The 25,116-nt window shown below is 69.6% G+C and carries 27 protein-coding genes; 14 read left to right on the forward strand and 13 right to left on the reverse strand.

Going from position 1 to position 25,116, the window contains the following annotated elements:
* Position 1: 1 nt before the first annotated feature.
* Together ACRWK7_RS07775 and ACRWK7_RS07780 are read right to left on the reverse strand one after the other, a co-directional pair.
* Entirely contained in the window at positions 2 to 844 is an 843-nt protein-coding gene (locus tag ACRWK7_RS07775; protein ID WP_431855636.1) for a ParB/RepB/Spo0J family partition protein, read from the reverse strand.
* Positions 831 to 1,811, reverse strand: coding sequence for an AAA family ATPase (locus tag ACRWK7_RS07780; protein ID WP_431855637.1), 981 nt, complete (start codon positions 1,809 to 1,811; stop codon positions 831 to 833). Before ACRWK7_RS07780 ends, ACRWK7_RS07775 begins: the two co-directional genes overlap by 14 nt.
* Before the next feature lie 568 nt (positions 1,812 to 2,379).
* Between ACRWK7_RS07780 and ACRWK7_RS07785 the strand changes: the two genes are divergently transcribed.
* Positions 2,380 to 3,327: a replication protein RepA gene (locus ACRWK7_RS07785; protein ID WP_431855638.1), complete on the forward strand. Its 948-nt coding sequence runs from the start codon at positions 2,380 to 2,382 to the stop codon at positions 3,325 to 3,327.
* Between the two features lie 508 nt (positions 3,328 to 3,835).
* Positions 3,836 to 5,509, forward strand: coding sequence for a Na/Pi cotransporter family protein (locus ACRWK7_RS07790; RefSeq protein ID WP_431855639.1), 1,674 nt, complete (start codon positions 3,836 to 3,838; stop codon positions 5,507 to 5,509).
* A gap of 15 nt (positions 5,510 to 5,524) precedes the next feature.
* Here ACRWK7_RS07790 and ACRWK7_RS07795 read toward each other — a convergent pair whose 3' ends face one another.
* The 5 genes from ACRWK7_RS07795 to ACRWK7_RS07815 form a co-directional block, all read right to left on the reverse strand.
* The gene (locus tag ACRWK7_RS07795) at positions 5,525 to 6,238 is read right to left on the reverse strand and encodes a phosphatase PAP2 family protein (RefSeq protein ID WP_431855640.1); all 714 of its coding nucleotides are present in this window, start codon (positions 6,236 to 6,238) and stop codon (positions 5,525 to 5,527) included.
* A 96-nt stretch (positions 6,239 to 6,334) separates the two neighbouring features.
* The gene (locus ACRWK7_RS07800) at positions 6,335 to 6,847 is read right to left on the reverse strand and encodes an OsmC family protein (RefSeq protein WP_431855641.1); all 513 of its coding nucleotides are present in this window, start codon (positions 6,845 to 6,847) and stop codon (positions 6,335 to 6,337) included.
* 61 nt (positions 6,848 to 6,908) lie between these two features.
* Positions 6,909 to 7,682: an ABC transporter ATP-binding protein gene (locus ACRWK7_RS07805; protein ID WP_431855642.1), complete on the reverse strand. Its 774-nt coding sequence runs from the start codon at positions 7,680 to 7,682 to the stop codon at positions 6,909 to 6,911.
* 1 nt (position 7,683) lies between these two features.
* Entirely contained in the window at positions 7,684 to 8,574 is an 891-nt protein-coding gene (locus ACRWK7_RS07810; protein WP_431855643.1) for an ABC transporter permease, read from the reverse strand.
* A gap of 12 nt (positions 8,575 to 8,586) precedes the next feature.
* On the reverse strand, positions 8,587 to 9,576 hold the full coding sequence (locus tag ACRWK7_RS07815; RefSeq protein ID WP_431855644.1) for an aliphatic sulfonate ABC transporter substrate-binding protein: 990 nt from the start codon (positions 9,574 to 9,576) through the stop codon (positions 8,587 to 8,589).
* Between the two features lie 296 nt (positions 9,577 to 9,872).
* Between ACRWK7_RS07815 and ACRWK7_RS07820 the strand changes: the two genes are divergently transcribed.
* The 6 genes from ACRWK7_RS07820 to ACRWK7_RS07845 all read left to right on the forward strand — a co-directional run bounded on the left by ACRWK7_RS07820 (position 9,873) and on the right by ACRWK7_RS07845 (position 16,282).
* A complete protein-coding gene (locus tag ACRWK7_RS07820) occupies positions 9,873 to 10,967 on the forward strand; it encodes a TRAP transporter substrate-binding protein (protein WP_431855645.1) in 1,095 nt (364 codons plus the stop codon).
* 284 nt (positions 10,968 to 11,251) lie between these two features.
* A complete protein-coding gene (locus ACRWK7_RS07825) occupies positions 11,252 to 12,352 on the forward strand; it encodes an ABC transporter ATP-binding protein (RefSeq protein WP_431855646.1) in 1,101 nt (366 codons plus the stop codon).
* 35 nt (positions 12,353 to 12,387) lie between these two features.
* On the forward strand, positions 12,388 to 13,434 hold the full coding sequence (locus ACRWK7_RS07830; protein WP_431855647.1) for an ABC transporter substrate-binding protein: 1,047 nt from the start codon (positions 12,388 to 12,390) through the stop codon (positions 13,432 to 13,434).
* A 126-nt stretch (positions 13,435 to 13,560) separates the two neighbouring features.
* A complete protein-coding gene (locus tag ACRWK7_RS07835) occupies positions 13,561 to 14,811 on the forward strand; it encodes an ABC transporter permease (protein WP_431855648.1) in 1,251 nt (416 codons plus the stop codon).
* Entirely contained in the window at positions 14,808 to 15,638 is an 831-nt protein-coding gene (locus tag ACRWK7_RS07840) for an ABC transporter permease (RefSeq protein WP_431855649.1), read from the forward strand. The genes ACRWK7_RS07835 and ACRWK7_RS07840 overlap by 4 nt, the downstream gene beginning before the upstream one ends.
* A 14-nt stretch (positions 15,639 to 15,652) precedes the next feature.
* Positions 15,653 to 16,282 carry a glutathione S-transferase family protein gene (locus ACRWK7_RS07845; RefSeq protein WP_431855650.1) on the forward strand — a complete coding sequence of 210 codons (630 nt, stop codon included), beginning with the start codon at positions 15,653 to 15,655 and terminating at the stop codon, positions 16,280 to 16,282.
* On the opposite strand, the gene ACRWK7_RS07850 is transcribed toward ACRWK7_RS07845, so the two are convergent.
* The 3 genes from ACRWK7_RS07850 to ACRWK7_RS07860 all read right to left on the reverse strand — a co-directional run bounded on the left by ACRWK7_RS07850 (position 16,279) and on the right by ACRWK7_RS07860 (position 17,641).
* Positions 16,279 to 16,641: a hypothetical protein gene (locus ACRWK7_RS07850; protein WP_431855651.1), complete on the reverse strand. Its 363-nt coding sequence runs from the start codon at positions 16,639 to 16,641 to the stop codon at positions 16,279 to 16,281. The two genes, ACRWK7_RS07845 and ACRWK7_RS07850, sit on opposite strands and share 4 nt — an antisense overlap.
* 123 nt (positions 16,642 to 16,764) lie before the next feature.
* The gene (locus tag ACRWK7_RS07855) at positions 16,765 to 16,974 is read right to left on the reverse strand and encodes a hypothetical protein (RefSeq protein WP_431855652.1); all 210 of its coding nucleotides are present in this window, start codon (positions 16,972 to 16,974) and stop codon (positions 16,765 to 16,767) included.
* A 103-nt stretch (positions 16,975 to 17,077) separates the two neighbouring features.
* The gene (locus ACRWK7_RS07860) at positions 17,078 to 17,641 is read right to left on the reverse strand and encodes a cupin domain-containing protein (RefSeq protein WP_109120559.1); all 564 of its coding nucleotides are present in this window, start codon (positions 17,639 to 17,641) and stop codon (positions 17,078 to 17,080) included.
* A 172-nt stretch (positions 17,642 to 17,813) separates the two neighbouring features.
* On the opposite strand from ACRWK7_RS07860, the gene ACRWK7_RS07865 reads away from it, so the two are divergent.
* Together ACRWK7_RS07865 and gabT are read left to right on the forward strand one after the other, a co-directional pair.
* Entirely contained in the window at positions 17,814 to 19,268 is a 1,455-nt protein-coding gene (locus ACRWK7_RS07865; RefSeq protein ID WP_431855653.1) for an NAD-dependent succinate-semialdehyde dehydrogenase, read from the forward strand.
* A gap of 151 nt (positions 19,269 to 19,419) precedes the next feature.
* Positions 19,420 to 20,706 (forward strand): 4-aminobutyrate--2-oxoglutarate transaminase, encoded by a 1,287-nt coding sequence (gabT, locus tag ACRWK7_RS07870; RefSeq protein ID WP_431855654.1) that lies wholly within the window; start codon positions 19,420 to 19,422, stop codon positions 20,704 to 20,706.
* Between the two features lie 201 nt (positions 20,707 to 20,907).
* Here the strand turns inward: gabT and ACRWK7_RS07875 are convergent, their stop codons facing one another.
* Positions 20,908 to 22,113 (reverse strand): NnrS family protein, encoded by a 1,206-nt coding sequence (locus ACRWK7_RS07875; RefSeq protein WP_431855655.1) that lies wholly within the window; start codon positions 22,111 to 22,113, stop codon positions 20,908 to 20,910.
* 17 nt (positions 22,114 to 22,130) lie between these two features.
* Positions 22,131 to 22,628, reverse strand: a complete 498-nt coding sequence (locus tag ACRWK7_RS07880) for a DUF2249 domain-containing protein (protein WP_431855656.1) — start codon at positions 22,626 to 22,628, stop codon at positions 22,131 to 22,133.
* Between the two features lie 108 nt (positions 22,629 to 22,736).
* Between ACRWK7_RS07880 and ACRWK7_RS07885 the strand changes: the two genes are divergently transcribed.
* The 3 genes from ACRWK7_RS07885 to ACRWK7_RS07895 are packed head-to-tail and all read left to right on the forward strand — an operon-like array spanning position 22,737 to position 24,063.
* Positions 22,737 to 23,462 (forward strand): Crp/Fnr family transcriptional regulator, encoded by a 726-nt coding sequence (locus tag ACRWK7_RS07885; RefSeq protein ID WP_431855657.1) that lies wholly within the window; start codon positions 22,737 to 22,739, stop codon positions 23,460 to 23,462.
* A gap of 55 nt (positions 23,463 to 23,517) precedes the next feature.
* Positions 23,518 to 23,808, forward strand: coding sequence for a DUF1858 domain-containing protein (locus ACRWK7_RS07890; protein ID WP_431855658.1), 291 nt, complete (start codon positions 23,518 to 23,520; stop codon positions 23,806 to 23,808).
* A 51-nt stretch (positions 23,809 to 23,859) separates the two neighbouring features.
* Positions 23,860 to 24,063, forward strand: a complete 204-nt coding sequence (locus ACRWK7_RS07895) for a hypothetical protein (protein ID WP_431855659.1) — start codon at positions 23,860 to 23,862, stop codon at positions 24,061 to 24,063.
* A gap of 18 nt (positions 24,064 to 24,081) precedes the next feature.
* Here the strand turns inward: ACRWK7_RS07895 and ACRWK7_RS07900 are convergent, their stop codons facing one another.
* Positions 24,082 to 24,672, reverse strand: a complete 591-nt coding sequence (locus ACRWK7_RS07900; protein ID WP_431855660.1) for a hypothetical protein — start codon at positions 24,670 to 24,672, stop codon at positions 24,082 to 24,084.
* 275 nt (positions 24,673 to 24,947) lie between these two features.
* On the opposite strand from ACRWK7_RS07900, the gene ACRWK7_RS07905 reads away from it, so the two are divergent.
* Positions 24,948 to 25,116 (forward strand): FAD-dependent oxidoreductase (locus tag ACRWK7_RS07905; protein WP_431855662.1); only part of this gene is annotated, 169 nt, incomplete at its 3' end.

A 25,116-nucleotide genomic window follows, 5' to 3' on the forward strand; every position in this document is an offset into this window, starting at 1 on the left:
CTTACTCTCCCAACAACTCGTCGATCTGCCGGCGCAGTTCGCGCAGCTCCGAACGCTGCTCGTCGTCGAGGCGACCGCGGTGCGCCTCCACGTCGGTGGCCTGGCGGCGGATCAGGCGCACGGCGTTGAAGAAGGTCGCCAGCGTGTTGGTCTCGGAAGCCGGTGTGCGGGCCTTGCGGGTGCGGGCGGCCTTCACCGTGCCCTCGCCGGCCTTGACGCGCTGCCACAGCGCCAGCTGCTCCGCCTCGTCCTTGACCCAGGCGATCTCCACCAGCACCGAGCGCGAGACGTCCCTATGCGACGTCGCATATTCCTGCTTGATGGCGTCGGGCAGCGCGTTGAGGCGCAGGGTGTGGCTGACGTAGCTCTGGCTCTTGCCGATGATGCCGCCCAGCTCCTCCTGGGTGTAGCCGTGCCGCTCCATCAGGCGGGCCAGCGCCATCGCCAGCTCGACCGCGTCGAGGTCGACGCGCTGCACGTTCTCCACCAGCGCCAGCTCGTCGGAATCGCCCGACGTGATGATGGCGAAGATGGTGTCCTTGCCCAGCATCTCGTGGGCGCGGTAGCGGCGCTCGCCGGCCACCAGGGCGAAGGCCCCGCCGCCGGTCTCCTGCACCAGGATCGGCTGCTTCAGACCATAGCGCTGGATGGACTCCGCCAGCGCCTCCATCTCGTCGGGGTCGAAGTGCTTGCGCGGCTGGTCCGGGTTGCGGGCGATCCGCCCCAGGTCGATCTCGACCAGCTTGGGGAAGTCGACGCTGGTGCCGAACAGCGCGTCCTTCGCCTGCGTCTCCATGGCGCCGCGGAACATGCCGAAGTTGCGGGTCTTATCAGGCTTCGCCATGGCCAATCAGCTCCCTTGCCAGATCCACATAACCCTGCACGCCCGGCGTGTCGGGCAGCACCTCCAGCGTCGGCTTGCCGGCGGCGGCCGACTGCCCGTACCCGGTGGAGCGGTTGATCGGCGCGAAGATCCGCGTCTTCGAGCCGAGCGTCTCGCGCAGTTCCTTCAGCGTCTCGTTGTCCTGCGTGTAGCGCGCGTTGAACATGGTGGGCAGGATGCCGAGCACCGTGAGCTGCGTGTTGCCGCGCCGGCGGATCTTCTCCACCGTGTCCAACAGCAGCGGGATGCCCATGATGTCGAGGAATTCGGTCTTCACCGGGATGATGACGCGGTCGGCGGCCGACAGCGCGTTGACCGTCAGCAGCGACAGGTTCGGCGGGCAGTCGATGACCACGAAGTCGTAGCCGGTGCGGATCCCCTCGATCTTCTCGCGCAGGACGGAGGAGGCGAAGGGCTCCGCCATCAGCTCGGTGTCGGCCGCCGCCAGCGTGATGGAGGAGGGCACCAGGTCGAAGAAGCCGGGGATGACGATGGCGGCGAGGTCCTGCTCCTTCAGGAGCGCGTAGTAGACGGTGGCCTTGCGCTGCTCCAGCCCCCGCGGGTCCTGGCCAAGGAAGATGGTGGCGCTCGCCTGCGGGTCGGCGTCGATCAGCAGCACCTTCTCGCCCTCGCGGGCCAGCGCGTAGGCGAGGTTGACCGCGGTGGTCGTCTTGCCGACGCCGCCCTTCTGGTTCGCCACCGCCACGGTGATGGCCCGGCGCTCGCGCTGCGGGGTCTTCGGCGCGCCTTCCGACCCGGTCTTGATGAACAGCTCGACGCGCGGTGGGATGCGCTCCGCCCCGCTTTCCCAGCGGCTGATGCGCGCGCGGTCGTACTTGCGGCCCAGCTGCTCGTTCAGCCATGCCGCGAACTCCTGCTGGGTGACGCCGCGCGTCTCCCGGATTCCCTGCAATTCCTCGCCGGTCATGAGTCCCCTCGGGCCCGATGCCTCTCGGCGCGACCGTGCCCCTGTTGACAGCGCATGTCAACAGCGCGTTGACGCCCCTGTGGCGATATGCGACGTCGCATGAAACCGCGAGATCGTGGTGTTCCCCACCGTCCGCCCCCACCACATAATGGGAAGGACAACATACGTATTCTTGTCGCGCCGGCTGTCGAGTCGCCCGGAGTGCCCCGCCGGACTCATTGCGCCCTCGAATCGATCACCGACTCCGGGAGTGGTCGCGCCCTCGTCTGGAGTCCTCGCACCGATTCCGATAAGCTGTCGACCGGCCGCCGGAGTCGGTCCGATTCGCGCCTCTTCAGCACTCCTCATCCACAGCCGGACCGATTTATCCCACGTAATCTCGTGCGGAATCTGCGTATTCTGGTGGCCGCGAATCGGGTTTTCCTGCGTAGTCTGGTGGCACATACAAATAGTTAGAATCAACTAATACCAACTAGACCCCTCCACAAGAATACGTGTTGACGGGATCCGTCAACAGACCCAGATTGTTGCTCGATCGTTCAGCCTGCGTAACGGTCTGGAGAGTCCTATGGCCGAAATCCACCAGCTCATCATCCAGCACGGCAAGGACCGTGCCCGCGAACTCGTGCCCCGCGAACAGCGTCCCCTGGTGGATGCCGCCGCGTCGGTGCTGGCCGATGAATCGCGAGCGATGGGCATCACCTACAGCGGCTTCTGCCTGACCGCGTTGCCGCACAAACGCTTGGCCGACGACCAGACGTGGCGGCGCGACGGCCACCGGGTGACGCTGGTGGTTCAGCCGGGCGTCCTGCTGCTCGGCGGCAAGGAGAAGATGTACGGCGTGCCGTACGGCTCGCGGGCGCGGCTGATCCTCCTGTACCTGCAGACCAAGGCGTTGCAGTCCAGCAGCCGCGAGGTGGAGCTGGGCGCCTCCATGCGCGACTGGATGAGCCGCATGAACGTCTCGACCGGCGGGCAATCCTACCGGGACGTCAAGGAACAGTGCAACCGGCTGTCCGCCTGCCACCTGACCTTCTTCTGGGACGACCTGGAAACCAAGGGACGCGGCAGCAAATTCGCCAAGGATTCCATCGTCGTGGGCGGCCTGACCTTCACCGCCGACGACGACCGCCAGGGCTCGCTGTGGGAAGAGCGCGTGCTGCTCTCGGAAAGCTTCTTCAAGTCGCTGCGCGAGCATCCGGTGCCGGTCCTGGAGTCGGCGATTCGCGAGATTTCCAGCAAGTCCATGGCCATCGACGTCTATATCTGGCTCGCCTACCGCCTGCATTCGCTGAACGAGGCGACGCGGATCTCCTGGCAGTCGCTGTACGCGCAGTTCGGCGCCGGCTACGACGAGCTGCGGCACTTCAAGACCCGCTTCCCGGAGACGCTGCGTGTGGCGCTGAACGTCTATCCGGAAGCCAAGGTGGAGGTCGGCCGCGAGGGCCTGACGATGCACCCGTCGCTGCCGCCGGTGGCCTCGGATCGCCGTCAGGCGGCCCTGATCGGCATGTAAGGGCGGGCTGCCACCAGATTACGCGGGCAAAAACGCTTCAAGATCAGTCACTTCTACAAGAATACGCACGGCGGCCCAGGGACACCCTCCCAGGCCGCCGTTGTCGTTTATGGGGCCGGGCGGACGGTGCGCTGTCTGGTGGAAAGTGCAAAAAAGCGAGTCGCCATCAAGGGGTTCCACAAGAGTACGCACAGCGGGAGGCTCTCGGCAGGCCACCTGCCGCTCCACAAGACTACGCACTGCCACAAGACTACGAATCGGAATCCGGCGGAGGGGCGGGGGTCGGGTTGAGCGCAGCGAAGCCCAGCCGGCCTAGGACCGCCAACATGTTGGGCTTCGCCTTCGACTCACCCCAACCACGTGGTTGACGTTGTCCGGGGATCCAGGGCGACTCGGCTTCCACAAGATTACGCGCCAGGGGTTCCGCTCCTCCGACTCCTGCCACAAGAATACGTGTCCGCCCTCATCCGGGCTTGGGGGATCCGGCCGCCGGGGCCATTGTTACAGAATGATGACTCCGCACTCTCCGACGCTCGTCCTCATCGACATCCTGGGAGCCGTGGCCCTGCTGCTGTGGGGACTGCGGCTGGTGCGCACCGGCGTGTTCCGCGCGTGCGGCGCCTCGCTGCGGCGCTGGGTGGGGCAGGGGACGCGCAACCGCGCCGTCGCCTTCCTGGCCGGCTTCGGCGTGACGCTGGGCCTGCAGAGCAGCACGGCGACCGCCCTGATGGCCTCGGCCATGAGCGGGCAGGGGCTGATGACCACCGCCATGGCGCTGGCCGTCATGCTCGGCGCCGACGTCGGCACCAGCGTGGTGGCCGGGCTGCTGTGGCTGGACGTGCGCTGGCTGGCCCCGGCGCTGCTGCTGTTGGGCTCGGCGCTGTTCGCGGTGGGGGAGGGCAGCCGGCAACGCCGCGCCGCCGGGCGGACGCTGGTCGGGTTGGGGTTGATGCTGCTCGCCCTGCGCCTGCTGGGCGAGGCGACGGTGCCGGTGCGCGAGTCCGAACTGATCCACGCCGTGCTCGGCGCACTGACCGGAGAACCGGCGCTGGCGCTGCTGGTGGCGGCGGGGCTGACGGCGCTGCTGCACTCCAGCCTCGCGGTGGTGCTGCTGATCGCCTCGCTGGCCGGCGGCGGGCTGCTGGACATGGCGGGCACGGCGGCGTTGGTGCTGGGCGCCAACCTGGGCGGGGCCGCGCCGCCGCTGGTGGCCACGGCGCGCGAGACGCCGGCGGGACGGCGGGTGCCGCTCGGCAACCTGCTGATGCGGGCCGGCGGGGCGCTTGCGGCGCTGCCCTTCGTGGAGCTGCTGCCCGGCGCGGCGAACGCCCACGCCGCGGTGCTGCTGCACGCCGGGTTCAACGGGGCGCTGGCGGCGCTGTTCATCCCGCTGGTCGGGCCGGTGGCGCGGCTGACCGGGCGGATGCTGCCCGACCGTACCGACGCCGAGGACCCCGGCCGGCCGCGCCACCTGGACGAGTCCGTTCTGGAGGCCCCGACCGTGGCGATCGCCTGCGCGGTGCGCGAGACGCTGCGGCTGGGGGATCTTGTGGAGGGAATGCTGCGGCGGACGCTGGACGTGCTGCGCCACGACGACGAGCGCCTGATCGCCCAGGTCAGCCGCACCGACGACGCGGTCGACGCGCTGCACACCGCCATCAAGCTCTACCTCATCAAGGTCGGCCGCGGGCAGCTGGAGGAGGAGGACAGCCGGCGCGTCGGCGAGATCATGGCCTTCGCCATCAACCTCGAGCACATCGGCGACATCGTCGACAAGAGCCTGGTCGAGATGGCGGCGAAGAAGACGCGCCTGGGCCTGCGCTTCCCGCCGGAGGATTTCCAGGCCATCGAGGCGCTGCACCGGCGCACGCTGGGCAACCTGCGCACCGCGCTGGGAATCTTCCTGTCGGAGGACCTGCGGCTGGCCCGGCAGCTCATCGCCGAGAAGGACGCCATCCGCTCCCAGGAACGCGCCTCGGCCGAGGCCCACCTGACCCGCGTGCGCGAGGGGCGGACCGCCAGCATCGAAACCAGCGCGCTGACCCTTGACCTGCTGCGCGATCTGAAGCGCATCAACGCGCACGCCGCGTCGGTCGCCTACCCCATCCTCAAGCGCGCCGGCGAGCTGAGCGAGACCCGCCTGAAGGAAGGCGGGCTGATGCCGGTGGAGAAGGACGCGTGAATGGGGGTTCCCCCCTCACTTCCCCAGCAGCACCTGCGCCACGCCGCTGAGCAGCCGGCGTGAATCCTCGAACAGCGTCGCCATCTGCAACGTCACCAGGAAGGTGGCGGAGTACACCAGCCCCGGCCGCGCCGCCTGCAGGCGCCCCATCCAGGCGGGCAGGAAGGCCGGCAGCGGCACCCGCAGCGCCGCGACCATAACCAGCACGCCCACCACGGCACCGCCCAGGATGTCGGTCGGGAAGTGCAGGCCGAGGTAGACCCGCGGCAGGCAGATCACCACCAGCGTCCACAGATAGGCGAGCAGGCCGAGCGGCCGGCTGCTCCACCACACCGCGGTGGCCAGCGCGAAGAACAGCACCGCGTGGTCGCTGGGGAAGGAACTCCAGCCGTCCAGCGTCTCGATCTTCACGTAGGGCGGGACGTACATGTCGACCGCCGGGTCGTGCGCCGGGCGCAGGCGCATCGGCAGCTCGTTCTGCATCAGCCGGCCGACGGCGATGGCGACCAGCGCACCGGCCAGCGTGCGCACGGCGTAGAGGTCGGATCCCAGCGGCTGGCCGGTGCGCCGCGCCCAGCACCACCACAGCAGCGCCAGCAGCACGCCGCCCTTCAGCAGGTGGCTGGAGGCCACCACGTAGATGGCCCGGTCGATGGTCGGGCTGGCGCCCGCGAACCCGTTCAGGGCATGGATGATCGTCAGGTCGAAGGCCACGGCGTCCCCGCTCAACCGCTGGTGTCACGGCCTTGCAACAGAGAGAAGCGCGGAAGAACGGGTGGGGGATGGGCGTTACTCCGCCCGGCGGCGGCCCATCCCCCGAAATGCTTAGCCTGCGTTCGTAATCTTGAGCGCCAGCGGCGGCGGGTTGGCCAGCGTCTGGTAGACGACGCAGTAGCGCTCGGTCAGCTTGGTGAGCGCGTCGATGCGCTCCTGCGGCTCGTCGGTGTCGAGGTCGAAGCGCAGGCGGATCTCGCGGAAGCCGACCGGCGCGTCCTTGGCGACGCCCAGCGTGCCGCGGAAGTCCAGGTCGCCCTCGGCCGACACGGTGCCGCCGCGCAGGTTGAAGGCGAGCGCGGTGGCCACCGCCTTCAGCGTCACGCCGGCGCAGGCGACCAGCGCCTCCAGCAGCATGTCGCCGGAGCACGCCTGCGTGCCCGGGCCGCCGGTGGCGGGGTGCAGGCCGGCCTCCACCAGCGCGCGGCCGGTGTCGACCTTGCAGGCGATGCCGTCGCCCGACAGGTCGCCGTTGGCCTTCAGGGTGACGACGGCGGCGTTCGGATCCTGCTTGTACTTGTCCTTGAGCGGCGCTTGCAGCGCGCGCAGGGAATCGGCGTCCATGGCGTTTCCTCGGTGTTTTTGGTCGGCGTACTGTAGCGGCGTCTATGCGACGTCGCATCCCTCATATGGCTGCGGCGGGGAAGGCCTCCTCGCCCTGGCGCCGGTGGCGGAAGGCGCGGCTCAGCTCGGCGAGCAGGCGGTGCTTCCAGTCCTCGAACAGCGGGTCGGTGCGCTCGCGCGGGCGGGGCAGGGGCGGGGTGGCGACGGTCAGCACCCGCCCCGGCCGCGGCTGCATGACGACGATTCGGTCGGAGAGCATCAGCGCCTCCTCGATGTCGTGCGTCACCAGGATCATGGTCGGGCGGTCGTAGGACCACAGCTCCAGCAGGTGTTCCTGCAAATCGTAGCGGGTCAGCGCGTCGAGCGCCGAGAACGGCTCGTCCAGCAGCAGCACCGACGGGCGGCCGACCAGGGCGCGCGCCAGCGCCGCCCGCTGCGCCATGCCGCCGGACAGCTCGCGCGGCCAGGCGTTGGCGAAGTCGGCGAGGCCGACGCGGGCCAGCGCCTCTTGCGCGCGGGCCTGCTGCTCGGCCTTCGGCAGGTGGCGGATGCCGAAGGCGACGTTGGCGTGGATCGAGAGCCAGGGCATCAGCCGCGGCTCCTGGAAGACGAAGCCGATCTCCTCGCGCGGGGCGGCGATGGGCGTGCCGTTGAGGGACACGCCGCCGGCCGAGGCATCCTCCAGCCCGGCGATCAGGCGCAGCAGCGTGCTCTTGCCGCAGCCGGAGCCGCCGACCACGCCGACGATCTCGCCGGGCGCCACCTCCAGTCCGATGCCGTCGAGCGCCAGGGTGCCGTTCGGGTAGCGTTTGCTCAGGTTGTCGATGCGCAGCATCTCAGGCCCCCGGCTTGAAGGAATCCTGCCAGCGCAGCAGCGGGCGGGACAGCGACGCCAGCAGCCCGTCGGAGAGCTTGCCGAGCACCGCGAAGGCGACGATGGAGGCGAGGATGGTCTGCGGCTGCCCGGTCATCTGCCCGTCGGTCAGCAGGAAGCCCAGCCCCTCGCTGGCCCCCATGAACTCGGCGGCGACCACGAACATCCAGCCCAAGCCCAGGCCGGCGCGCAGCGCCAGCACGTAGCTGGGCAGCGTGGCGGGCAGCAGCACGCGCCAGACCAGCTCGACGCCGGACAGGCGGAAGATGCGGCCGACCTCCACCAGCTTGCGGTCGACATCGAGGATGGCGCCGGACAGGGCGAGGTAGATCGGGAAGAAGACGCCCACCGCGATCAGGATCACCTTCGACGTCTCGAAGATGCCGAACCACAGGATGAACAGCGGCACCCAGGCGATCGACGGGATCGAGCGCAGCGCCTGCAGCATCGGGTCGAGCAGCCGGCGCGCCCAGCTCAGGTAGCCGGTCAGCGCGCCCAGCACCGTCCCCGCCAGCACGCCGAACAGGAACCCCAGCGCGACGCGGCCCAGCGTGGCGAGCACGTGGGTGGTCAGCTCGCCCGACTTGGCGAGGCTCCACAGGGTGGCGAGGATGCGGCTGGGTGGCGGCAGCAGGCGGCCGTTGCCCCAGCCCTGCGCGACGGCGAGTTCCCAGCCGAGCGCCAGGGCGAGGGGGACGAGGAGGCCGAGGACGGCGTTGGAGAGGCGTCGGGCCCCGGGCCCCCACCCCAGCCCTCCCTGCGCACGGGGGAGGGAGTATGAGCCCTCCCCCGTCGAAGATGGGGGAGGGGTGGGTGGGGGCCCGACGCGGTCCGCTTCGGAAGCCAGGGTCACGTCCCGCACCCCTTACTGCGTCAGCGCCTTGGCGAAGGACGGGTCGATCAGCGCGGCGACCGCGCCCTTCACGTCCACGTCGGCGCCCAGCACGCCGGCCTGCTGCAACGCGAGGCCCGCCTCCAGGATGGTCTTGGCCTGCGGCTCGCCGATGGCGGAGTGGGTGAGGTCGGTGCGTTCCAGCTGCCGCGCCGCGACCGGCTCGGACAGCTTGGCGGCGGCCGCGATGGCCGCCTTCAGGGCGCCCGCGTCCTTCAGCGCGATGGCGCGGGCCTTCTCGTAGGCGCGCAGCACGCGGCCGACCAGCTCCGGGTTGGCCCTGGCGAACTCCTCGCGGACGTTCAGCACGCCCCAGGTGTTGGCGTCGGGGTTGCGGAAGAACAGCTTGGCCCCCTGGTCCAGCTCGGCCTGCGCCATCATCGGGTCGAGGCCGGCCCAGGCGTCGACGTCGCCCTTCTCCAGCGCCAGGCGGCCGTCCTGGTGCTGCAGCAGAACCAGCTTCACGTCCTTGTCGGTCAGCCCGTGCTCGGCCAGGGTGCGCACCAGGAAGATGTGCGGGTCGGTGCCGCGGGTGACGGCGACGCGCTTGCCCTTCAGGTCGGCGACCTTGGCGATGCCGGTGTTCGGGCCGGTGACCAGCGCCGTCCACTCCGGCTTCGAATAGACGTAGACCGACTTGATGGGGTTGCCGTTGATCTTGGCGATCAGCGCCGCCGCGCCCGCGGTGGAGCCGAAATCCAGGCTGCCGGCGTTGAGGAACTCCAGCGCCTTGTTGGAGCCGAGGCTGAGCACCCAGCGGACGGAAATGCCGTCCTTCTTCAGCTCCTCCTCCAGGATGCCCTTCTCCTTCAGCACCAGGCTGACCGGGTTGTAGTAGGCGTAGTCGAGGCGGATCTCGCGGACCGTGTCGGCGGCGCGCGCCGCGGCCGGGAGCAGCGCCGCGGCGAGGCCGGCGGCGAGGCCCGCGGTGAGGATGCGGCGGCGGGACAGGGACTGAAGCACGTGCGACCTCCATTCATTCGTTTTTATGGAGGCGGGCAAAATTTCACCCGCCGCAGCCTTTGGCGACCGGGGCGGGTGGCCCACGCGCTTTAGCTGCATTTGTAGCGCGCCCGCAAGCTGTTGGCTCAAATCGGCGCGTGATTCCCTTGTAGCCGACGGCACGGTATTTCGTCAATACGGACTGTTAAACTTATAAATTATGTGAAACAGGACGGTGCGCAAAATTCGCCTTGCGCACCCCCTCCGGCCGGCCGCTTAATGGTTCGAAACCGCGGGAACAAGGCGGGGGAGGGGGCATGAAGAGGCGCAGCTTCCTGACGGCGGCCGGGACTGGGCTGGGCGCGGCGGCGCTCGCGGCGCCGGCCATGGCGCAGGGGTTGCCCGAGGTCGAATGGCAGCTCGCCTCCAGCTATCCCCGCAGCCTCGACACCGTGTACGGCGCCGTCGAGAGGATCGCGGCGCGCGTCGCCGAGGTGACCGAGGGCCGCTTCCGCATCCAGCCCTCTCCGCCGAACGCCGTCGTGCCGGCGCTCCAGGTGCTGGACGCCGTGCAGGGCGGCGCCGTGCCCTGCGGGCAGTCGGCCGCCTACTTCTACATCGACAAGGACCCGACCTTCTGCTTCGACACCGGCATGCCGTTCGGGCTGAACACGCGCCAGCAGGCGGCGTGGATGACGCACGGCGGCGGGCTGGAGCTGATGCGCGACTTCTACCGTGGTTACAACGTCACCATGCTGCCGGCCGGCAGCACCGGCGCGCAGATGGGCGGCTGGTTCCGCAAGGAGATCCGCACCGTCGAGGACCTGAAGGGCATCCGCATGCGCATCGGCGGCCTGGCCGGGCGGATCCTCGCGACGCTGGGCGTGCAGCCGGTGGCCATGGGCGGCGGCGACATCCGGGCGGCGCTGGAACTGGGCGCCATCGACGCGGCGGAGTTCGTCGGGCCGTACGACGACGAGCGGCTCGGCCTGCACCGGGTGGCGAAGTACTATTATTATCCCGGCTGGTGGGAGGGGGCGGCGCAGATCGCGCTGTTCGTCAACCTCGACGCCTGGGCGGCGCTGCCGCGGCCGTTCCAGGCGGCGCTGGAGCAGGCGTGCGCTGAGGCGCAGGGCTGGATGCTGGGCAAGTACGACGCGCTGAACGCCGCGGCGCTGCGCCGGCTGGTGGCGGCGGGCGCGGTGCTCAAGCCCTTCCCGCGCGAGGTGATGGAGGCCTGCTACGAGGCCGCCTTCGCGCTGTACGACGAGATCGCCGCCAGGAATCCGCGCTTCAAGCGCGTCTACGACGCCTGGGCGTCGTTCCGCGACGAGGAGTACCTGTGGTTCCGCGTCGCCGAGAGCAGCTTCGACAGCTTCGTCTACGGTGCGGCGGCGCGGCGCAAGGTGTGACTCGGGAACCCCGAGTCGGGCGCGCGGCGCGCGGGGAAAGCGGCGCCGGTCCGATGGTCGGCGGAGCGGACGGACCGCCGATTGGGCAAAGGGCCGCCCACGCGGTGGTCACGACCGGGATTTCTGCACACGGGCGCAGCAATCCGGTCATAGATATGATGGTGTGCGCAACGGCTTGTCTAATTTCTTAAACACGTGGTACGGTCCAGCCCAGGTTCGAGACCCCACGGCGCCGCCGGGCGCTTCGGGGGACCAGGGGAGGACAGGAAGCGATGGACGGCGGCATGGTCGACACGAAGAAGGACACGCTGGTCCGCTTCACCGGGGTGCAGAAGACCTACGACGGTGAGCACCTCGTGGTGAAGAGCCTCGACCTCGACATCAAGCGGGGCGAGTTCGTGACGCTGCTGGGCCCGTCGGGCTCGGGCAAGACGACCACGCTGATGATGCTGGCCGGGTTCGAGGTGCCGACGCACGGCGAGATCGTGCTGGACGGCCGCCCGATTAAGAACGTGCCGCCGCACCAGCGCGACATCGGCATGGTGTTCCAGAACTACGCGCTGTTCCCGCACATGACGGTGGAGGAGAACCTCGCCTTCCCGCTGTCCGTGCGCAAGATGCCGAAGGACGAGCAGAAGGCGCGGGTTTCCAGGGCGCTGTCGATGATCAAGCTGGAGAGCCTGGCGAAGCGCCGGCCCGGCCAGCTGTCCGGCGGCCAGCAGCAGCGCGTGGCGCTGGCGCGCGCGCTGGTGTTCAGCCCGCAGCTGGTGCTGATGGACGAGCCGCTGGGGGCGCTCGACAAGCGGCTGCGCGAGCACATGCAGCTGGAGATCAAGCAGATCCACGAATCGACCGGGATCACCGTGGTCTACGTCACGCACGACCAGAGCGAGGCGCTGACCATGTCCGACCGCATCGCCGTGTTCAACGACGGCGTCATCCAGCAGATCGACAAGCCCGACGCGCTGTACGAACGGCCGGTGAACAGCTTCGTCGCCAATTTCATCGGCGAGAACAACATGCTGCACGGTACCGTTGAGAATATCGAACAGGGCTTCGCCAGCGTCCGCCTCGCCACCGGCGATCGGGTGGTGGCGTCCGCGGTGGGCGTCGCGCAGCCCGGCGAGCGCACCTCCGTCTCGATCCGGCCGGAGCGCGTGCACATCCTCAAGGGCAACGAGGACGCCGGCCACCCCAACCACCTGCCGGCCACCGTGCAGCACACGATCTATCTCGGCGACCACGCGCTGACCGTGCTGACGGTCGCCGACAACGAGGAATTCATGGTGAAGCTCAGCGGCGGCAACCACGCCGGGCTGACCCCCGGCCTGCCGGTCACCATCGCCTTCCGCCCCGAGGACGCGCGCGCCCTCGACCCAGCGTGAACCACCGGTCCAACCAGAGAAGAGGAACAGGGAAGATGCGCATGTGGAAGTCCTTCGGCTTTGTCGCCACGTTGACCGCCGGCATCGCGCTGGCCTCGGCGGCCAGCGCCCGCGACCTCACCGTCGTGTCCTGGGGCGGCGCCTACCAGGAGGCGCAGAAGAAGGTCTATTTCGGGCCGTTCACCCAGGCCACCGGCGTCAAGATGAACGACGAGTCCTGGGACGGCGGCATCGGCGTGCTGCGCGCCAAGGTGCAGGGCGGCAACGCCACCTGGGACGTCGTGCAGGTGGAGAGCGAGGAGCTGGCGCTCGGCTGCGAGGAAGGCCTGTTCGAGCAGATCCAGTACGGCAAGATCGGCGGCGAGCAGTCCTACCTGCCGGAGACCGTCAACCCCTGCGGCGTCGGCGCGATCGTCTATGACTTCGTGCTCGGCTACGACAAGGACAAGATCAAGGACACGCCGAAGAGCTGGGCCGACTTCTTCGACACCAAGAAGTATGCGGGCAAGCGCGGCCTGCGCCAGGGCCCGAAGACCACGCTGGAGATCGCGCTGATGGCCGACGGCGTGGCGCCGAAGGACGTCTACAAGGTGCTGGGCACCGACCAGGGCGTCGAGCGCGCCTTCAAGAAGCTGGACAGCATCAAGAACGACATCGTCTGGTGGAAGGCCGGCGCGCAGCCGCCGCAGTTGCTGGCCTCGGGCGAGGTGGCGATGACCTCGGTCTACAACGGCCGCATCGACGCCGCCAACAAGGCCGAGAAGAAGAACTTCGGCATGGTGTGGAACGGCGCGCTGTACACCATCGACAGCTGGGTGATCCTGAAGGGCAGCCCGAACCAGGACGCCGCCTACAAGTTCCTCGACTTCGTCGGCAAGGCCGAGAACCAGGCCAAGCTGCCGCAGCACATCGCCTACGGCACGTCGAACAAGGGCGCCGCCGCCAAGGTGGACAAGGCGCTGCTGACCGACCTGCCGACCGCGCCGCAGAACCTCGCCAACGCGATCGAGATCAACACCAGCTTCTGGCTGGAGAACATCGACCGCCTGACCGAGCGCTTCAACAAGTGGGCGGCGAAGTAACGACGCGCTAACGCGGGCCCCCTCCCCATCCCTCCCCCGCTGCGCGGGAGAGGGTGCCTCTATCCCCTCCACCGCGAAGCGGGGGAGGGTTAGGGAGGGGGCACCACTTCCCGAGGGATGAGAGACATGGCCGCATTTGTCGCCACCGGGGCGGAGATCCCGTTGAAGCGCCGGCTCCGCCGGGCGGAGCGGGCGCGGCAGCTGAAGGCGCTGGGCCTCGTGGTGCCCTTGCTCGTCTTCCTGCTGTTCACCTTCCTGGTGCCCCTCGGCGGCATGCTGTGGCGCAGCGTCGATGACTGGGAGGTCGGCAAGACCCTGCCGCAGACCGTCGCCGCGCTGAAGACCTGGGACGGCAAGGATCTGCCGGGCGAGACGGCCTACGCCGCGCTCGCCTCCGACATCCGCCGCGCCACCGCCGACCGCACGCTGGCGGTGGCGGCGAAGCGGCTGAACTACGTGGTCAACGGCTACCGCACGCTGCTGACCAAGACCGGCCGCGCGCTGAAGGAGCAGCCCGCCGCCGGCGAGGCGAAGGCCGCCCTGACCGGCATCGACCCGGCCTGGGGCGAGCGCGCCACCTGGTCGGCCATCAAGGGCGCCGGCGGGCCGGTCACCGACTATTACCTGCTGGCGGCGCTCGATCTGCAGCGCAACCTCGACGGCTCCATCGTCTCGGCGCCGGAGGAGCAGTCGATCTACCAGGGCATCTTCCTGCGCACCTTCGGCATCGGCCTGGGCGTGACGCTGACCTGCCTGCTCCTCGGCTTCCCGGTCGCCTACCTGCTGGCGTCGCTGCCGCCGAAGCAGTCGAACCTCCTGATGATCTTCGTGCTGCTGCCGTTCTGGACGTCGCTGCTGGTGCGCACCTGCGCCTGGATCGTGCTGCTCCAGGACCAGGGGCTGATCAACGACGGGCTGCGCTGGCTGGGCATCCTCGACCACCCGGTGCGGCTGATCTTCAACCGCACCGGCGTCTTCATCGCCATGACGCACGTGCTGCTGCCCTTCATGATCCTGCCGCTGTACAGCGTCATGAAGGCGATCTCGCCGGCCTACATGCGCGCGGCGGCCAGCCTGGGGGCGCCGCCGGCGGTGGCGTTCGTGCGGATCTACCTGCCGCAGACGCTGCCGGGCATCGGCGCGGGCGGGTTGCTCGTCTTCATCCTGGCCATCGGCTACTACATCACGCCGGCGCTGGTCGGCGGGGCCGGCGACCAGATGATCAGCTACTTCATCGCCTTCTACACCACCGAGACGGTGAACTGGGGCCTGGCGTCGGCGCTGGGCGCGGTCCTGCTGTCCGCCACGCTGGTGCTGGCCGTCGTCTACGGAAAGCTGGTGCACGGCACCGCGACCACCGGAGGGGTCAAGAATTGAGCGACAACCACGCCCCCCGCACGCTCAGCCAACGGCTGGGCTGGACCGGAACCATCGTCGCCGCGACGCTGGTGTTCGTCTTCCTGATGGCGCCCATCCTCGCCATCGTGCCGCTGTCCTTCAGCTCGTCCACCTACCTGACCTACCCGCTGCCGGGCGTGTCGATGCGCTGGTACCAGGACCTGTTCACCTCGGACAAGTGGATGCTGTCCCTGAAGAACAGCTTCATCATCGGCATCGCCTCCACCGTGCTGTCGATGATCCTCGGCACGCTGGCGGCGCTGGGGCTGGCGTCGTGGAAGAGCCGCTGGAAATCGCTGGTCATGGCCATCGTGCTGTCGCCGATGGTGGTGCCGGTGGTGATCACCGCGGTCGGCGTCTACTTCTTCTTCGCGCCGCTGGGCCTGACCGGCAACTACGCCGGCCTGATCCTGTCGCACACGGCGCTGGCCACGCCCTTCGTCGTCATCACCGTCAGCGCGACGCTGCAGAGCTTCGACACCAACCTGTCGCGCGCCGCCGCCTCGCTGGGCGCGCCGCCGCTCCTGACCTTCTTCAAGGTGGTGCTGCCGCTGATCCTGCCGGGCGTTGCGTCGGGCGCGCTGTTCGCCTTCGCGACCTCGTTCGACGAGGTGGTGACGGTGCTGTTCCTCGCCGGGCCGGAACAGCGTACACTGCCGCGCGAGATGTTCGCCGGCATCCGCGAGAACATCTCGCCCACCATCACCGCCGCGGCGGTGATCCTCACCATCTTCTCGGTGGCGCTGCTGTCCTGCCTGGAGTGGCTGCGGCGGCGCGGCGAGAAGCTGAAGGCGGCGGTGCACTGACGGGAGGTCGCGCGGTGATCCTGATCGGCCAGTACGATTCCCCCTTCGTGCGCCGGGTCGGCGTGGCGCTGCGGCTGTACGGGCTGCCGTTCGAGCACCGCCCCTGGTCGACCTTCGCCGACGCCGACAAGGTGGCGCGATACAACCCGCTGCGCCGGGTGCCGACGCTGGTGCTCGACGACGGCGAGGCGCTGATCGAGAGCGGCGCGATCCTCGACCATCTCGACGAGCTGGTCGGCCCGGAGAAGGCGCTGATCGCCCGCGGCGGGCCGGAGCGGCGTCGGGCGCTGAAGGTCTGCGCGCTGGGCACCGGGCTGGGCGACAAGGCGGTCAGCCTGTTCTACGAGCGCGCCCTGCACAGCGAGACGTCGCAGACCTGGACGGAGCGCTGCGCCACCCAGATCGCCGGCGTCCTCGACGCGCTGGAGGCCGACCGTGCCGCCCGCGCCACGCCCTGGTGGTTCGGCGAGACGATCAACCACGCCGACATCGCCGTCGGCTGCGCGCTGCGCTTCACCGGCGAGGCGCACCCGAGCGTGTTCGACGCGGCGCGCTGGCCGGCCCTGTCGGCCCATTCCGCGCGCTGCGAGGCGCTGGAGCCGTTCCGGGAGATCCAGCAGGCGTTCGCGCCGCCGGGCGGCTAAGGCCGGCTCGCGAAGCTCGGCAGGAGCGCCGTCAGGCTGCTGGTGACGGTGTGGCCGTGCCGCTTCGCCCAGACGACGGCCGGCGCGGCCATGGAACCCAGGGTGCAGGCGCCGGCCATGGTCGCCACCAGGACCGGAACGACCACGGCGGTGCTGGCCGCTCCCACCCCGTTCGCCGCCAGCGCGACGCCGCCGGCGGTGATCGTGGCGAAGCCCGCGGAGGCGGCGGCCGTCACGCACCCGACGCTGGCCATCTCCGCGTCGGTCATCGGCTCATCGGCCTGCGCGCGGGCCGGCGCCGCCACGGCGAGCGCGCCGCACACCAGAATGATCGCGCCGAACCGAAGAACCCTGCCCATGTCGATGCCTGCCGCTGTCGGGACCGTTGCGCCCAAGCATGCCACATGCGTTGTTCGCACACAGCAAAAAGGCCACGCCGTGCGGCGTGGCCCCGATTGCCTGTCGGCTGGTGCGTTGCCGCGTCAGGCGACGGACAGCACGTCCAGGCAGACGTTGGCCGGCGCGGGCAGGCGGATGCGGTAGAGCGCGCCCAGCTGGTCCACGGTGACGGAGGTCTGCGGCGACTTGGCGGTCAGGTCGGTGATCGCGGCGCGGACGTTGCGCGGCAGAGTGTCCATCTCGACCTCGCGGTACGAGCCCTTGTCCGACAGCATAACGGTGACGTTGGCCATTGCGGCGCCTTGCACATGCGGTTGTTGCAGTGCGGCGCACCCTGCGCTCACATTGCTAACAAGACATTAACCGTAAGTCATATGAACAATTGCCGGTGCTCAATTACAGGTAGGGCGGGGTGCAGGCGCTGACGATCTCGCATTCCTCGTCGCCGAGGTTGCGAAAGCGGTGCGGGATCCGGCTGTCGAACAGGTAGGCGTCGCCGGGACCAAGGATTTCCTTGCGCTCGCCGACGGTCAGCTCGATCTGGCCGCGCAGCACGATGCCGCCCTCCTCGGACTCGTGCTGGAGCATGCTGCGCCCGGTGTCGGCGCCCGGCGCATAGCGCTCATGCAGCACCTGCAGGTTCCGGCCGCGCAGGTCGCCGACCTGCCGGAACGACACCTGGCCGATGCGGCCGCTCAGCATGCTCGACAGCTCGATCAACTCCTCCTTCTTGAAGAAGATCTGCTCCTGCGGCGGCAGGTCGGTGGAGAAGAACTCCGCCAGCGTCATCGGGATGCCTTGCAGCACCTTGCGCATCGAGGAGATCGATGGGCTGCAGCGGTTCTGCTCGATCAGGGAAATGGTGCCGTTGGTCACCCCGGCGCGCTGCGCCAGCTGGCGCTGCGACAGCCCGTTCAGCTCGCGCACCTGCTTCAGGCGCGCGCCGACGTCGAAATCCATCAAGGCCGGCTCCCGGCTTAGCCACAACTCTCCATCTTAGGAGATAGCGGAATCGGCGCACCGCGTCACCAGAAACTGTCATCAGAAACTCGACACGCGGTGTGGGGTTGTTTAACTTCTTAAACACGGGTAGGCTTCGTCCGACACCCCAACCATTCGCACGGTCCGCCCCATGCTCGCCTTGAAAGACGCGTCCCTGCTGCGCACCCAGGCCTACATCAACGGCGCCTGGACCGACGGCCACGCCCGCAAGACCTTCCCCGTGTACAACCCGGCGACCGGCGCCGAACTGGCCCAGGTGGCCGACCTGGGCGCCGAGGAGACGCGGGCCGCGATCCGCGCCGCCGCCGATGCCTGGCCGGCGTGGCGTGGCAAGACCGCCAAGGAGCGCGCCGCGATCCTGCGCCGCTGGTTCGAGCTGATCATGGCGAACCAGGAGGACCTGGCCGTCCTGATGACGGCCGAGCAGGGCAAGCCGCTGACCGAAGCGCGCGGCGAGGTCGCCTACGGCGCCTCCTTCATCGAGTGGTTCGCCGAGGAGGGCAAGCGCGTCTACGGCGACGTCATCCCGACGCACAAGCACGGCACCCGCCTCGTCGTGCTGAAGGAGCCGATCGGCGTGGTGGCCGCCATCACGCCGTGGAACTTCCCGAACGCCATGATCACCCGCAAGGTCGCCCCGGCGCTGGCCGCCGGCTGCCCGGTGGTGATCAAGCCGGCCGAGGACACGCCGCTGTCCGCCCTGGCGTTGGCCGAGCTGGCGGAGCGCGCCGGCATCCCGGCGGGCATCCTGAACATCGTCACCGGCTCCGACCCCGTCGCCATCGGCGGCGAGCTGACCGGCAGCCCGCTGGTGCGCAAGCTGTCCTTCACCGGCTCGACCGAGGTCGGCAAGATCCTGATGCGGCAGTCGGCCGACACCGTGAAGAAGGTGTCGCTGGAGCTGGGCGGCAACGCGCCGTTCATCGTCTTCGACGACGCCGACCTGGACGCGGCGGTGACCGGCGCCATGGCGTCGAAGTACCGCAACTCCGGCCAGACCTGCGTCTGCGCAAATCGTATTCTTGTGCAGAGCAGCGTCTACGACGCCTTCGCCGAGAAGCTCGCCAAGGCGGCGCAGGGCATCAAGGTCGGCAACGGCCTGGAGGCCGGCATCACCCAGGGCCCGATGATCAACGCCGCCGGCGTGGCGAAGGTCGAGGAACTGCTGGGCGACGCGCTGGCCAAGGGGGCCAAGGTTCTGACCGGCGGCAAGCGCCACGCGGCGGGCGAGCTGTTCTTCGAGCCGACCGTGCTGACCGGCATCACCACGGACATGCGCGTCGCCCGCGAGGAGATCTTCGGCCCGGTGGCGCCGCTGTTCCGCTTCGAGACCGAGGCCGACGCGATCCGCATGGCAAACGACACCGAGTTCGGCCTCGCCGCCTACTTCTACAGCCGCGACATCGGCCGCGTCTGGCGCGTCGCCGAGGGGCTGGAGTACGGCATCGTCGGCATCAACGAGGGCATCATCTCCAACGAGGTGGCGCCGTTCGGCGGCGTCAAGGAAAGCGGCATCGGCCGCGAAGGCTCCAAGTACGGCATCGAGGACTTCCTCGAGATCAAGTACCTGTGCATGGGGCTGTGAGGCGCCGGCATCGGGCCCCCACCCAACCCTCCCCCACTGACGCGGGGGAGGGCTTCATTCCTCCTCCCGTCGAAGATGGGGGGAGGTTAGGACGGGGGCCCGCCGCGCGCACGTTCAAGACATCCAATCCGCTTGAAGGGGTTCAGGGGAAATGAGCAACCAGTCGCTTCACGCCCGCCGCGACGCCGCCGTTCCGCGCGGCATCTCGGCGATGCTGCCGGTCTACGTCGAGCGCGCCGAGAACGCCGAGATGTGGGACGTCGAGGGCCGCCGCTTCATCGACTTCGCCGGCGGCATCGCCGTGCTGAACACCGGCCACCGCCACCCGAAGGTGGTCGAGGCGGTGAAGAAGCAGCTCGACAGCTTCACCCACACCTGCGCCATGGTCACGCCCTACGAGTCCTTCGTGGCGCTGGCCGAGCGGCTGAACACCCTGACCCCGGGCGACCACGCCAAGAAGACCGCCTTCTTCACCACCGGCGCCGAGGCGGTGGAGAACGCCGTCAAGGTCGCGCGCGCCTACACCGGCCGCCCGGCGGTGATCGCGTTCGCCGGCGGCTTCCACGGCCGCACGCTGATGGCGATGGCGCTGACCGGCAAGGTGGCGCCGTACAAGACCGGCTTCGGGCCGTTCCCCAGCGACGTCTACCACGTGCCGTTCCCCAACGCGTACCGCGGCATCTCGGTGGCCGACAGCCTCAAGGCGCTGGACACCCTGTTCAAGTCGGACGTCGAGCCCAGCCGCGTCGCCGCCATCTTCATCGAGCCGGTGCAGGGCGAGGGCGGCTTCAACGTCGCCCCGCCGGAGCTGCTGGCCGAACTGCGCCGGATCTGCGACCAGCACGGCATCCTGCTGGTGGTGGACGAGATCCAGACCGGCTTCGCCCGCACCGGCAAGATGTTCGCGGTCGAGCACGCCGGCGTCGTCCCCGACCTGATGACCATGGCCAAGAGCCTGGCCGGCGGCTTCCCGCTGTCGGCGCTGACCGGCCGCGCCGAGATGATGGACGCGCCGGTGGTCGGCGGCCTGGGCGGCACCTACGCCGGCAACCCGCTGGCGACCACCGCGGCGCTCGCCGTGCTGGACGTCATCGAGGAGGAGAAGCTGGTGGAGCGCTCGGTCACGCTGGGCAAGCGCATCACCGACCGCTTCGAGGCGATGGCCAAGCGCAACACGCTGAACGTCATCGGCGACATCCGCGGCCTGGGCGCCATGGTGGCCATGGAGCTGGTCAAGGACCGCGGCACCAAGGAGCCGGCGCCGGAGCTGACCAAGGCCCTGGTGATGAAGGCGGCGGACAAGGGCCTCGTGCTGCTGTCCTGCGGCACCTACGGCAACGTCATCCGCATCCTGGTGCCGCTCACCGCGTCGGACGCGCTGGTGGACGAGGGCCTGGACATCATCGAGAAGGCGCTGGAGGAGCTGGTCGCCGCCTGAAGAGGAGCGACCTCCTGACGCGCGACACTTTGTCCTCTTGTCATACGCAAAAGAGCTTAATGCAAAGGCCGCGCTAATCGTTCAGTGTCTTGACGGCAGCCCGCGTCCGCGCGGGCACGCTTCAGGACCTTGTCAGGCACGACTGACGGGCCGCCGGAGGGCAATCCGGCGGCCCGCATTTTTTTGACCGTGCCGCGTCGGTCAGCCCGGCCGGCCGTCGGCGCGCGGCCCGGTCAGGACCGGCACATAGACCCAGAGGAACAGCGCGAAGCCCAGCGTCCACAGCGCGCCGGCGGAATGCAGCACCGGCGTCCAGGCGCCGTCCGGCACCATGGGCAGCAGCGTCCGCGCCGTGGCGCCCAGCAGCACCAGCACGTAGGCCGCCACCGTGGTGCGCGACACCACGATCATGCGGCCGGTGTGGCCGAGCGCGGCGCGGCTCATCACCGCCAGGATCATGGTGGTGAAGGCGCCGGCGGTCAGCGCGTGCAGCCACGCCCGGCCCAGCGGCAGCCCGAAGGCGTACTCCAGGCCCTTCAGCGCCAGCGCCACCGGGATCCAGACGTAGCCGACGTGCAGGATCCACAGCACCGGCTGCGACAGCGTGTGCAGCCCCTTCCAGCGCGACAGCCGCACGCCGTGCGCCACCGCCGCCGCCAGCGCCAGGGCGCCGGTGGCGACGCTGCCCGGCAGCAGCAGGTCGGCCGGGATCAGCAGCGCGGTCAGCACCAGCACCGCGCGGTCCAGGTGGGGCAGGGGGGTGATGACGAGGGTCGGTTCTTTCTGGCGCAGCGCGTTCTGCGTGAAGCTCGGCACAATGCGGCCGGCGACCACCGTGACCATCTGCAGAACGATGCCGATCGCCAGGGCGATGCCGAGCTGCGCGGTCGCCTGGGTGACGCCCAGCCACTCCAGCCGGAACAGCGCGTTGGCGAGCGTGAGCAGCCCCAGCAGCAGCAGGAAGGCGGTGTTGCGCGCCTTGCCCGCCTTGATCAGCGGGGCGGCCACAAACGCCCCCAGCGCCGGCAGGAAGGCGAGGTCGATCAGCGCCGCCCACCCTGAATCCGCCAGCGCCGGCAGCGACGCGACGCGGCCGGCGAGGTAGAGCGCCACCAGCGCCATCAGCGGCTTGCCCTTGATCGCGACCGAGCCGGTCCAGCTGGGGATCGCGGTCAGCAGGAAGCCGGCGATGGCCGCGACGGCGAAGCCGAAGAGCATCTCGTGCGCGTGCCAACCCGAGGGCGGAATGCTGCCGCCCAGGCCGAACGCCCCGGTGGCGACGCACACCCACAGCGGGACCAGCGCCGCGGCGGACAGGCCCGCCAGCAGGAAGAAGGGACGGAACCCGTAGGAGAACAGCACCGGCGGTGCCTTCACCCGCTGCTCATCGAAGACGTTCGTGCTCATGGGGACTCTCCTGGAACTCAGCCGCACATGCCGCCGCAGCACGAGCCGCCGCGGCGGGCCAGCAGGCGCTCGAAGGCGAGGCGGTACATGCCCGGCGGCGGCACCACGCCCTGCATCAGGTCCAGCACCTCGTCCCGGGTGGTGCCCGGCGGGCAGTCGGTGACCTCGACGACCAGGGCGCCTTCCGGCGTCGGGCCGGGCTCGGAACCGGCCGGGGCGATGGCGACGGCGCCGCCGCGCTCGATGCGGACGCTATGCGACGTCGCATCGGCGGCGCCGGCCGGCTTGGAGATGCGCACGCGCCACTCTTCCGGGCCGCGCTCCAGGTACTCCCAGTCGAAACCGTCGCCGAAGTGCATCTGCAGCTGCATGTGCAGCGGGCGCGGGTCGTGGTCGTTGACCAGCGTGAAGGACTGGCCGGCGTTCAGCCGCTGCACCGCCTGGAAGATCAGCGGGTGGCGCTCGTAGGGCGGGATGGACTGGACGTCGATGACGATCTCGGCGGTGGTCTGCATTGGGGGCCGCTGCGCTCTCGGTTGCGGGAAGGATGCCCCAGGGGTACCGTGGCGCCGTCGAGGCGTCTTTGTTCCAGCACAAACTCGCCGCCAACCGCCGGAGTCACCATGGCCGGACCACGCGCCCCCGATCCAGCCGTGCTGCACGGCATGCGGCTGTTCGCCGGGCTGGAGGCGGCCGACCTCGCCGAGGTGATCCGCTTCGCGCAGACCCGCCGCGTGCCGAAGGGCGCCACCGCCTTCAAGCAGGGCGATCCCGCCGACACCTGCCACGCGCTGATCGACGGCCGCATCAAGATGGTGCAGACCGGCGCCGACGGGCAGCAGGTGGTGGTGCGCTTCATTGGCCCCGGCGAGACCTTCGGCACCGTCGCCACCTTCACCAGCGCGAACTTTCCGGTGGACGCCGTCGCCATGGCCGACTGCGTCGAGATCACCTGGACGAACGCCGTCATGACCGACCTGATGCAGCGCTACCCGCGCATCGCGCTGAACGCGCTGGGCATCGTCGGCGCGCGGCTGCAGGAGGTGCAGAACCGCCTGCGCGAGGTCTCCACCGAGCGTGTCGAGCGCCGCGTCGCGCACGCGCTGCTGCGCCTCGTGCGGCAGGCCGGGCGGCGGGTGGAGGGCGGGGTGGAGATCTCTTTCCCGCTGACCCGCCAGGACGTGGCCGAGATGACCGGCACCACGCTGCACACCGTCAGCCGCATCCTCAGCGCCTGGGAGGCGCAGGGTCTCGTCGAGAGCAGCCGCCAGCAGGTGGTGATCCGCCAGCCGCACCGCCTCGTCGCCATCGCCGAGGACATGCCGGCGCCGGACGAGGAGTCGGCCTGAGCGGAATTTGCGCCCGCGCAAAGACCGGATCCAGGGTGCGGATTAGGCTCGGGCCATGATGACCGACCCGCACGACCCCGCCGCGACGCACCCGAGCGCCGACGTGCCCATCGGCGACGTCCTGGAGCGCTGGCCCCGGACGCTCGCCGTCTTCCTGCGCCGGCGCATGGCCTGCCCCGGCTGCGCCATGGCCCCCTTCATGACGGTGGCCGAGGCCGCCGCCTGCTACGGCGTGCCGCCCGCCGAGCTGCTGGCCGAGCTCCACCGCGCCATCGACGGCGAGGAGACCCCCGCCGGCCCCTTCGCGCCGCCGCTGCCGCACCGCCGCGCCGTTCCCGCGGAGTGACGAAGCGTCCCGCTGCCCTGTTGCCGTTCCCGTGACCATAGGGAGGGGTGCATGGACCGGGACCTGGTGACGCGCGTCGCCGACGCGCTGGGCGACGTGCGGTTGTACGAGAAGCACCACACCGGCGAGCTGATCGCCATGCGCCTGCGCGACCTGCTGGCCGACCTGCCGGGCTTCGGCCCGGAAGAGGTGGACGGCAAGCTGGCCGAGCTGGCGAAGGCCGCGGTGGCGGCGTGCGGGGAGGGGAGGGGGTGACCGGACACCGGTCCGGCCTCAGTGGCTGAACCCGCCCCTGGCCATGGCGAGGTGGTGTGCCTGATGGTGGCTGCCCTGCACCATGATGCCGATGAAGCCCAGGCCCCGGATGCGTGCGGTCTGCTGCGGGTCCGCCGCGGTGACGGTCAGCACGGCTCCGGTCGGCGTCGGCTCCGCCTTGGCCGTCCATCCGTTCACGCCGTCGACCTCGTGGGCGTGCGCGACGACCATCCGCTGGATCGCCTCCAGCGTGCGTCCCGTGCCGGTGACGTCGTAGCGCGCGCCACCCTCCACCGGCGTCGCTGCGGCGTTCGCGTGCAGCGTGACCTCGTTCATGTCGATGAGGTGCTGACGCAGGGCTTCGATGTCCACCTTGGACCAGTCCGTGTTCGGGTCGGCCTCCAGCATGCGGACGATCTCCTGGATCGTGCCGAAGGCATCCTGGCCGGGCATGGTGGGCACCGCGCCGGACGGCGCCGCCATCATCGCGGCATGATGCGCGGCGTGGTCCATGGGCGCGGCGGTCTGGGCGCGAACCTGGGCGGGGACGCCCGTCACCCCAAGGGTCGCGGCGAGCGTCAGGGCAGCGGCTGTGGTGCGGATCGGCATGGCGTCCTCCTGTCGAATGATGCCCCCACACGGTAGCCGAGCGCCGGCCGCCGCCATATGACTGCGATCATATCGACGGTCGCGGCGGCCCAATGTCCACGACTTGGCGGCCCTGGGCGTGTGGGACGGACCGCGCGGACCGGATGATTGCGTGATGCTCGTCAGATCCCTAAGTGGCGCCCCCAATTTTCGTTTCGCATTCGATTTTGTCACATTGAAGCGCGTTTCGCGCGTGTATACATTCATGCGAAATCGAACCAACGGGAGCGGCGTCCATGGCGCCCGTCTACGACCTGGCCGTCATCGGCGGCGGCATCAACGGCTGCGGCATCGCGCGCGACGCGGCAGGGCGGGGCGCCTCGGTCTTCCTGTGCGAACAGGGGGATCTCGCCTCGGCGACCTCGTCGGCCTCGACGAAGCTGATCCACGGCGGCCTGCGCTACC

The organism is Azospirillum sp. (genome assembly GCF_050789165.1).

Bases quoted from the DNA above. Each gene is read 5' to 3' on its own strand.
- ACRWK7_RS07900 (WP_431855660.1), bottom strand. From the start codon at position 24,672: ATGCCGATCCGCACCACAGCCGCTGCCCTGACGCTCGCCGCGACCCTT.
- ACRWK7_RS07835 (WP_431855648.1), top strand. From the start codon at position 13,561: ATGGCCGCATTTGTCGCCACCGGGGCGGAGATCCCGTTGAAGCGCCGG.
- ACRWK7_RS07865 (WP_431855653.1), top strand. From the start codon at position 17,814: ATGCTCGCCTTGAAAGACGCGTCCCTGCTGCGCACCCAGGCCTACATC.
- ACRWK7_RS07885 (WP_431855657.1), top strand. From the start codon at position 22,737: ATGGCCGGACCACGCGCCCCCGATCCAGCCGTGCTGCACGGCATGCGG.
- ACRWK7_RS07805 (WP_431855642.1), bottom strand. From the start codon at position 7,682: ATGCTGCGCATCGACAACCTGAGCAAACGCTACCCGAACGGCACCCTG.
- ACRWK7_RS07790 (WP_431855639.1), top strand. From the start codon at position 3,836: ATGATGACTCCGCACTCTCCGACGCTCGTCCTCATCGACATCCTGGGA.
- ACRWK7_RS07785 (WP_431855638.1), top strand. From the start codon at position 2,380: ATGGCCGAAATCCACCAGCTCATCATCCAGCACGGCAAGGACCGTGCC.
- ACRWK7_RS07825 (WP_431855646.1), top strand. From the start codon at position 11,252: ATGGTCGACACGAAGAAGGACACGCTGGTCCGCTTCACCGGGGTGCAG.
- ACRWK7_RS07800 (WP_431855641.1), bottom strand. From the start codon at position 6,847: ATGGACGCCGATTCCCTGCGCGCGCTGCAAGCGCCGCTCAAGGACAAG.
- ACRWK7_RS07895 (WP_431855659.1), top strand. From the start codon at position 23,860: ATGGACCGGGACCTGGTGACGCGCGTCGCCGACGCGCTGGGCGACGTG.
- ACRWK7_RS07890 (WP_431855658.1), top strand. From the start codon at position 23,518: ATGATGACCGACCCGCACGACCCCGCCGCGACGCACCCGAGCGCCGAC.
- ACRWK7_RS07850 (WP_431855651.1), bottom strand. From the start codon at position 16,641: ATGGGCAGGGTTCTTCGGTTCGGCGCGATCATTCTGGTGTGCGGCGCG.
- ACRWK7_RS07855 (WP_431855652.1), bottom strand. From the start codon at position 16,974: ATGGCCAACGTCACCGTTATGCTGTCGGACAAGGGCTCGTACCGCGAG.
- ACRWK7_RS07780 (WP_431855637.1), bottom strand. From the start codon at position 1,811: ATGACCGGCGAGGAATTGCAGGGAATCCGGGAGACGCGCGGCGTCACC.
- ACRWK7_RS07875 (WP_431855655.1), bottom strand. From the start codon at position 22,113: ATGAGCACGAACGTCTTCGATGAGCAGCGGGTGAAGGCACCGCCGGTG.
- ACRWK7_RS07860 (WP_109120559.1), bottom strand. From the start codon at position 17,641: ATGGATTTCGACGTCGGCGCGCGCCTGAAGCAGGTGCGCGAGCTGAAC.
- ACRWK7_RS07830 (WP_431855647.1), top strand. From the start codon at position 12,388: ATGCGCATGTGGAAGTCCTTCGGCTTTGTCGCCACGTTGACCGCCGGC.
- ACRWK7_RS07775 (WP_431855636.1), bottom strand. From the start codon at position 844: ATGGCGAAGCCTGATAAGACCCGCAACTTCGGCATGTTCCGCGGCGCC.
- ACRWK7_RS07820 (WP_431855645.1), top strand. From the start codon at position 9,873: ATGAAGAGGCGCAGCTTCCTGACGGCGGCCGGGACTGGGCTGGGCGCG.
- ACRWK7_RS07880 (WP_431855656.1), bottom strand. From the start codon at position 22,628: ATGCAGACCACCGCCGAGATCGTCATCGACGTCCAGTCCATCCCGCCC.
- gabT (WP_431855654.1), top strand. From the start codon at position 19,420: ATGAGCAACCAGTCGCTTCACGCCCGCCGCGACGCCGCCGTTCCGCGC.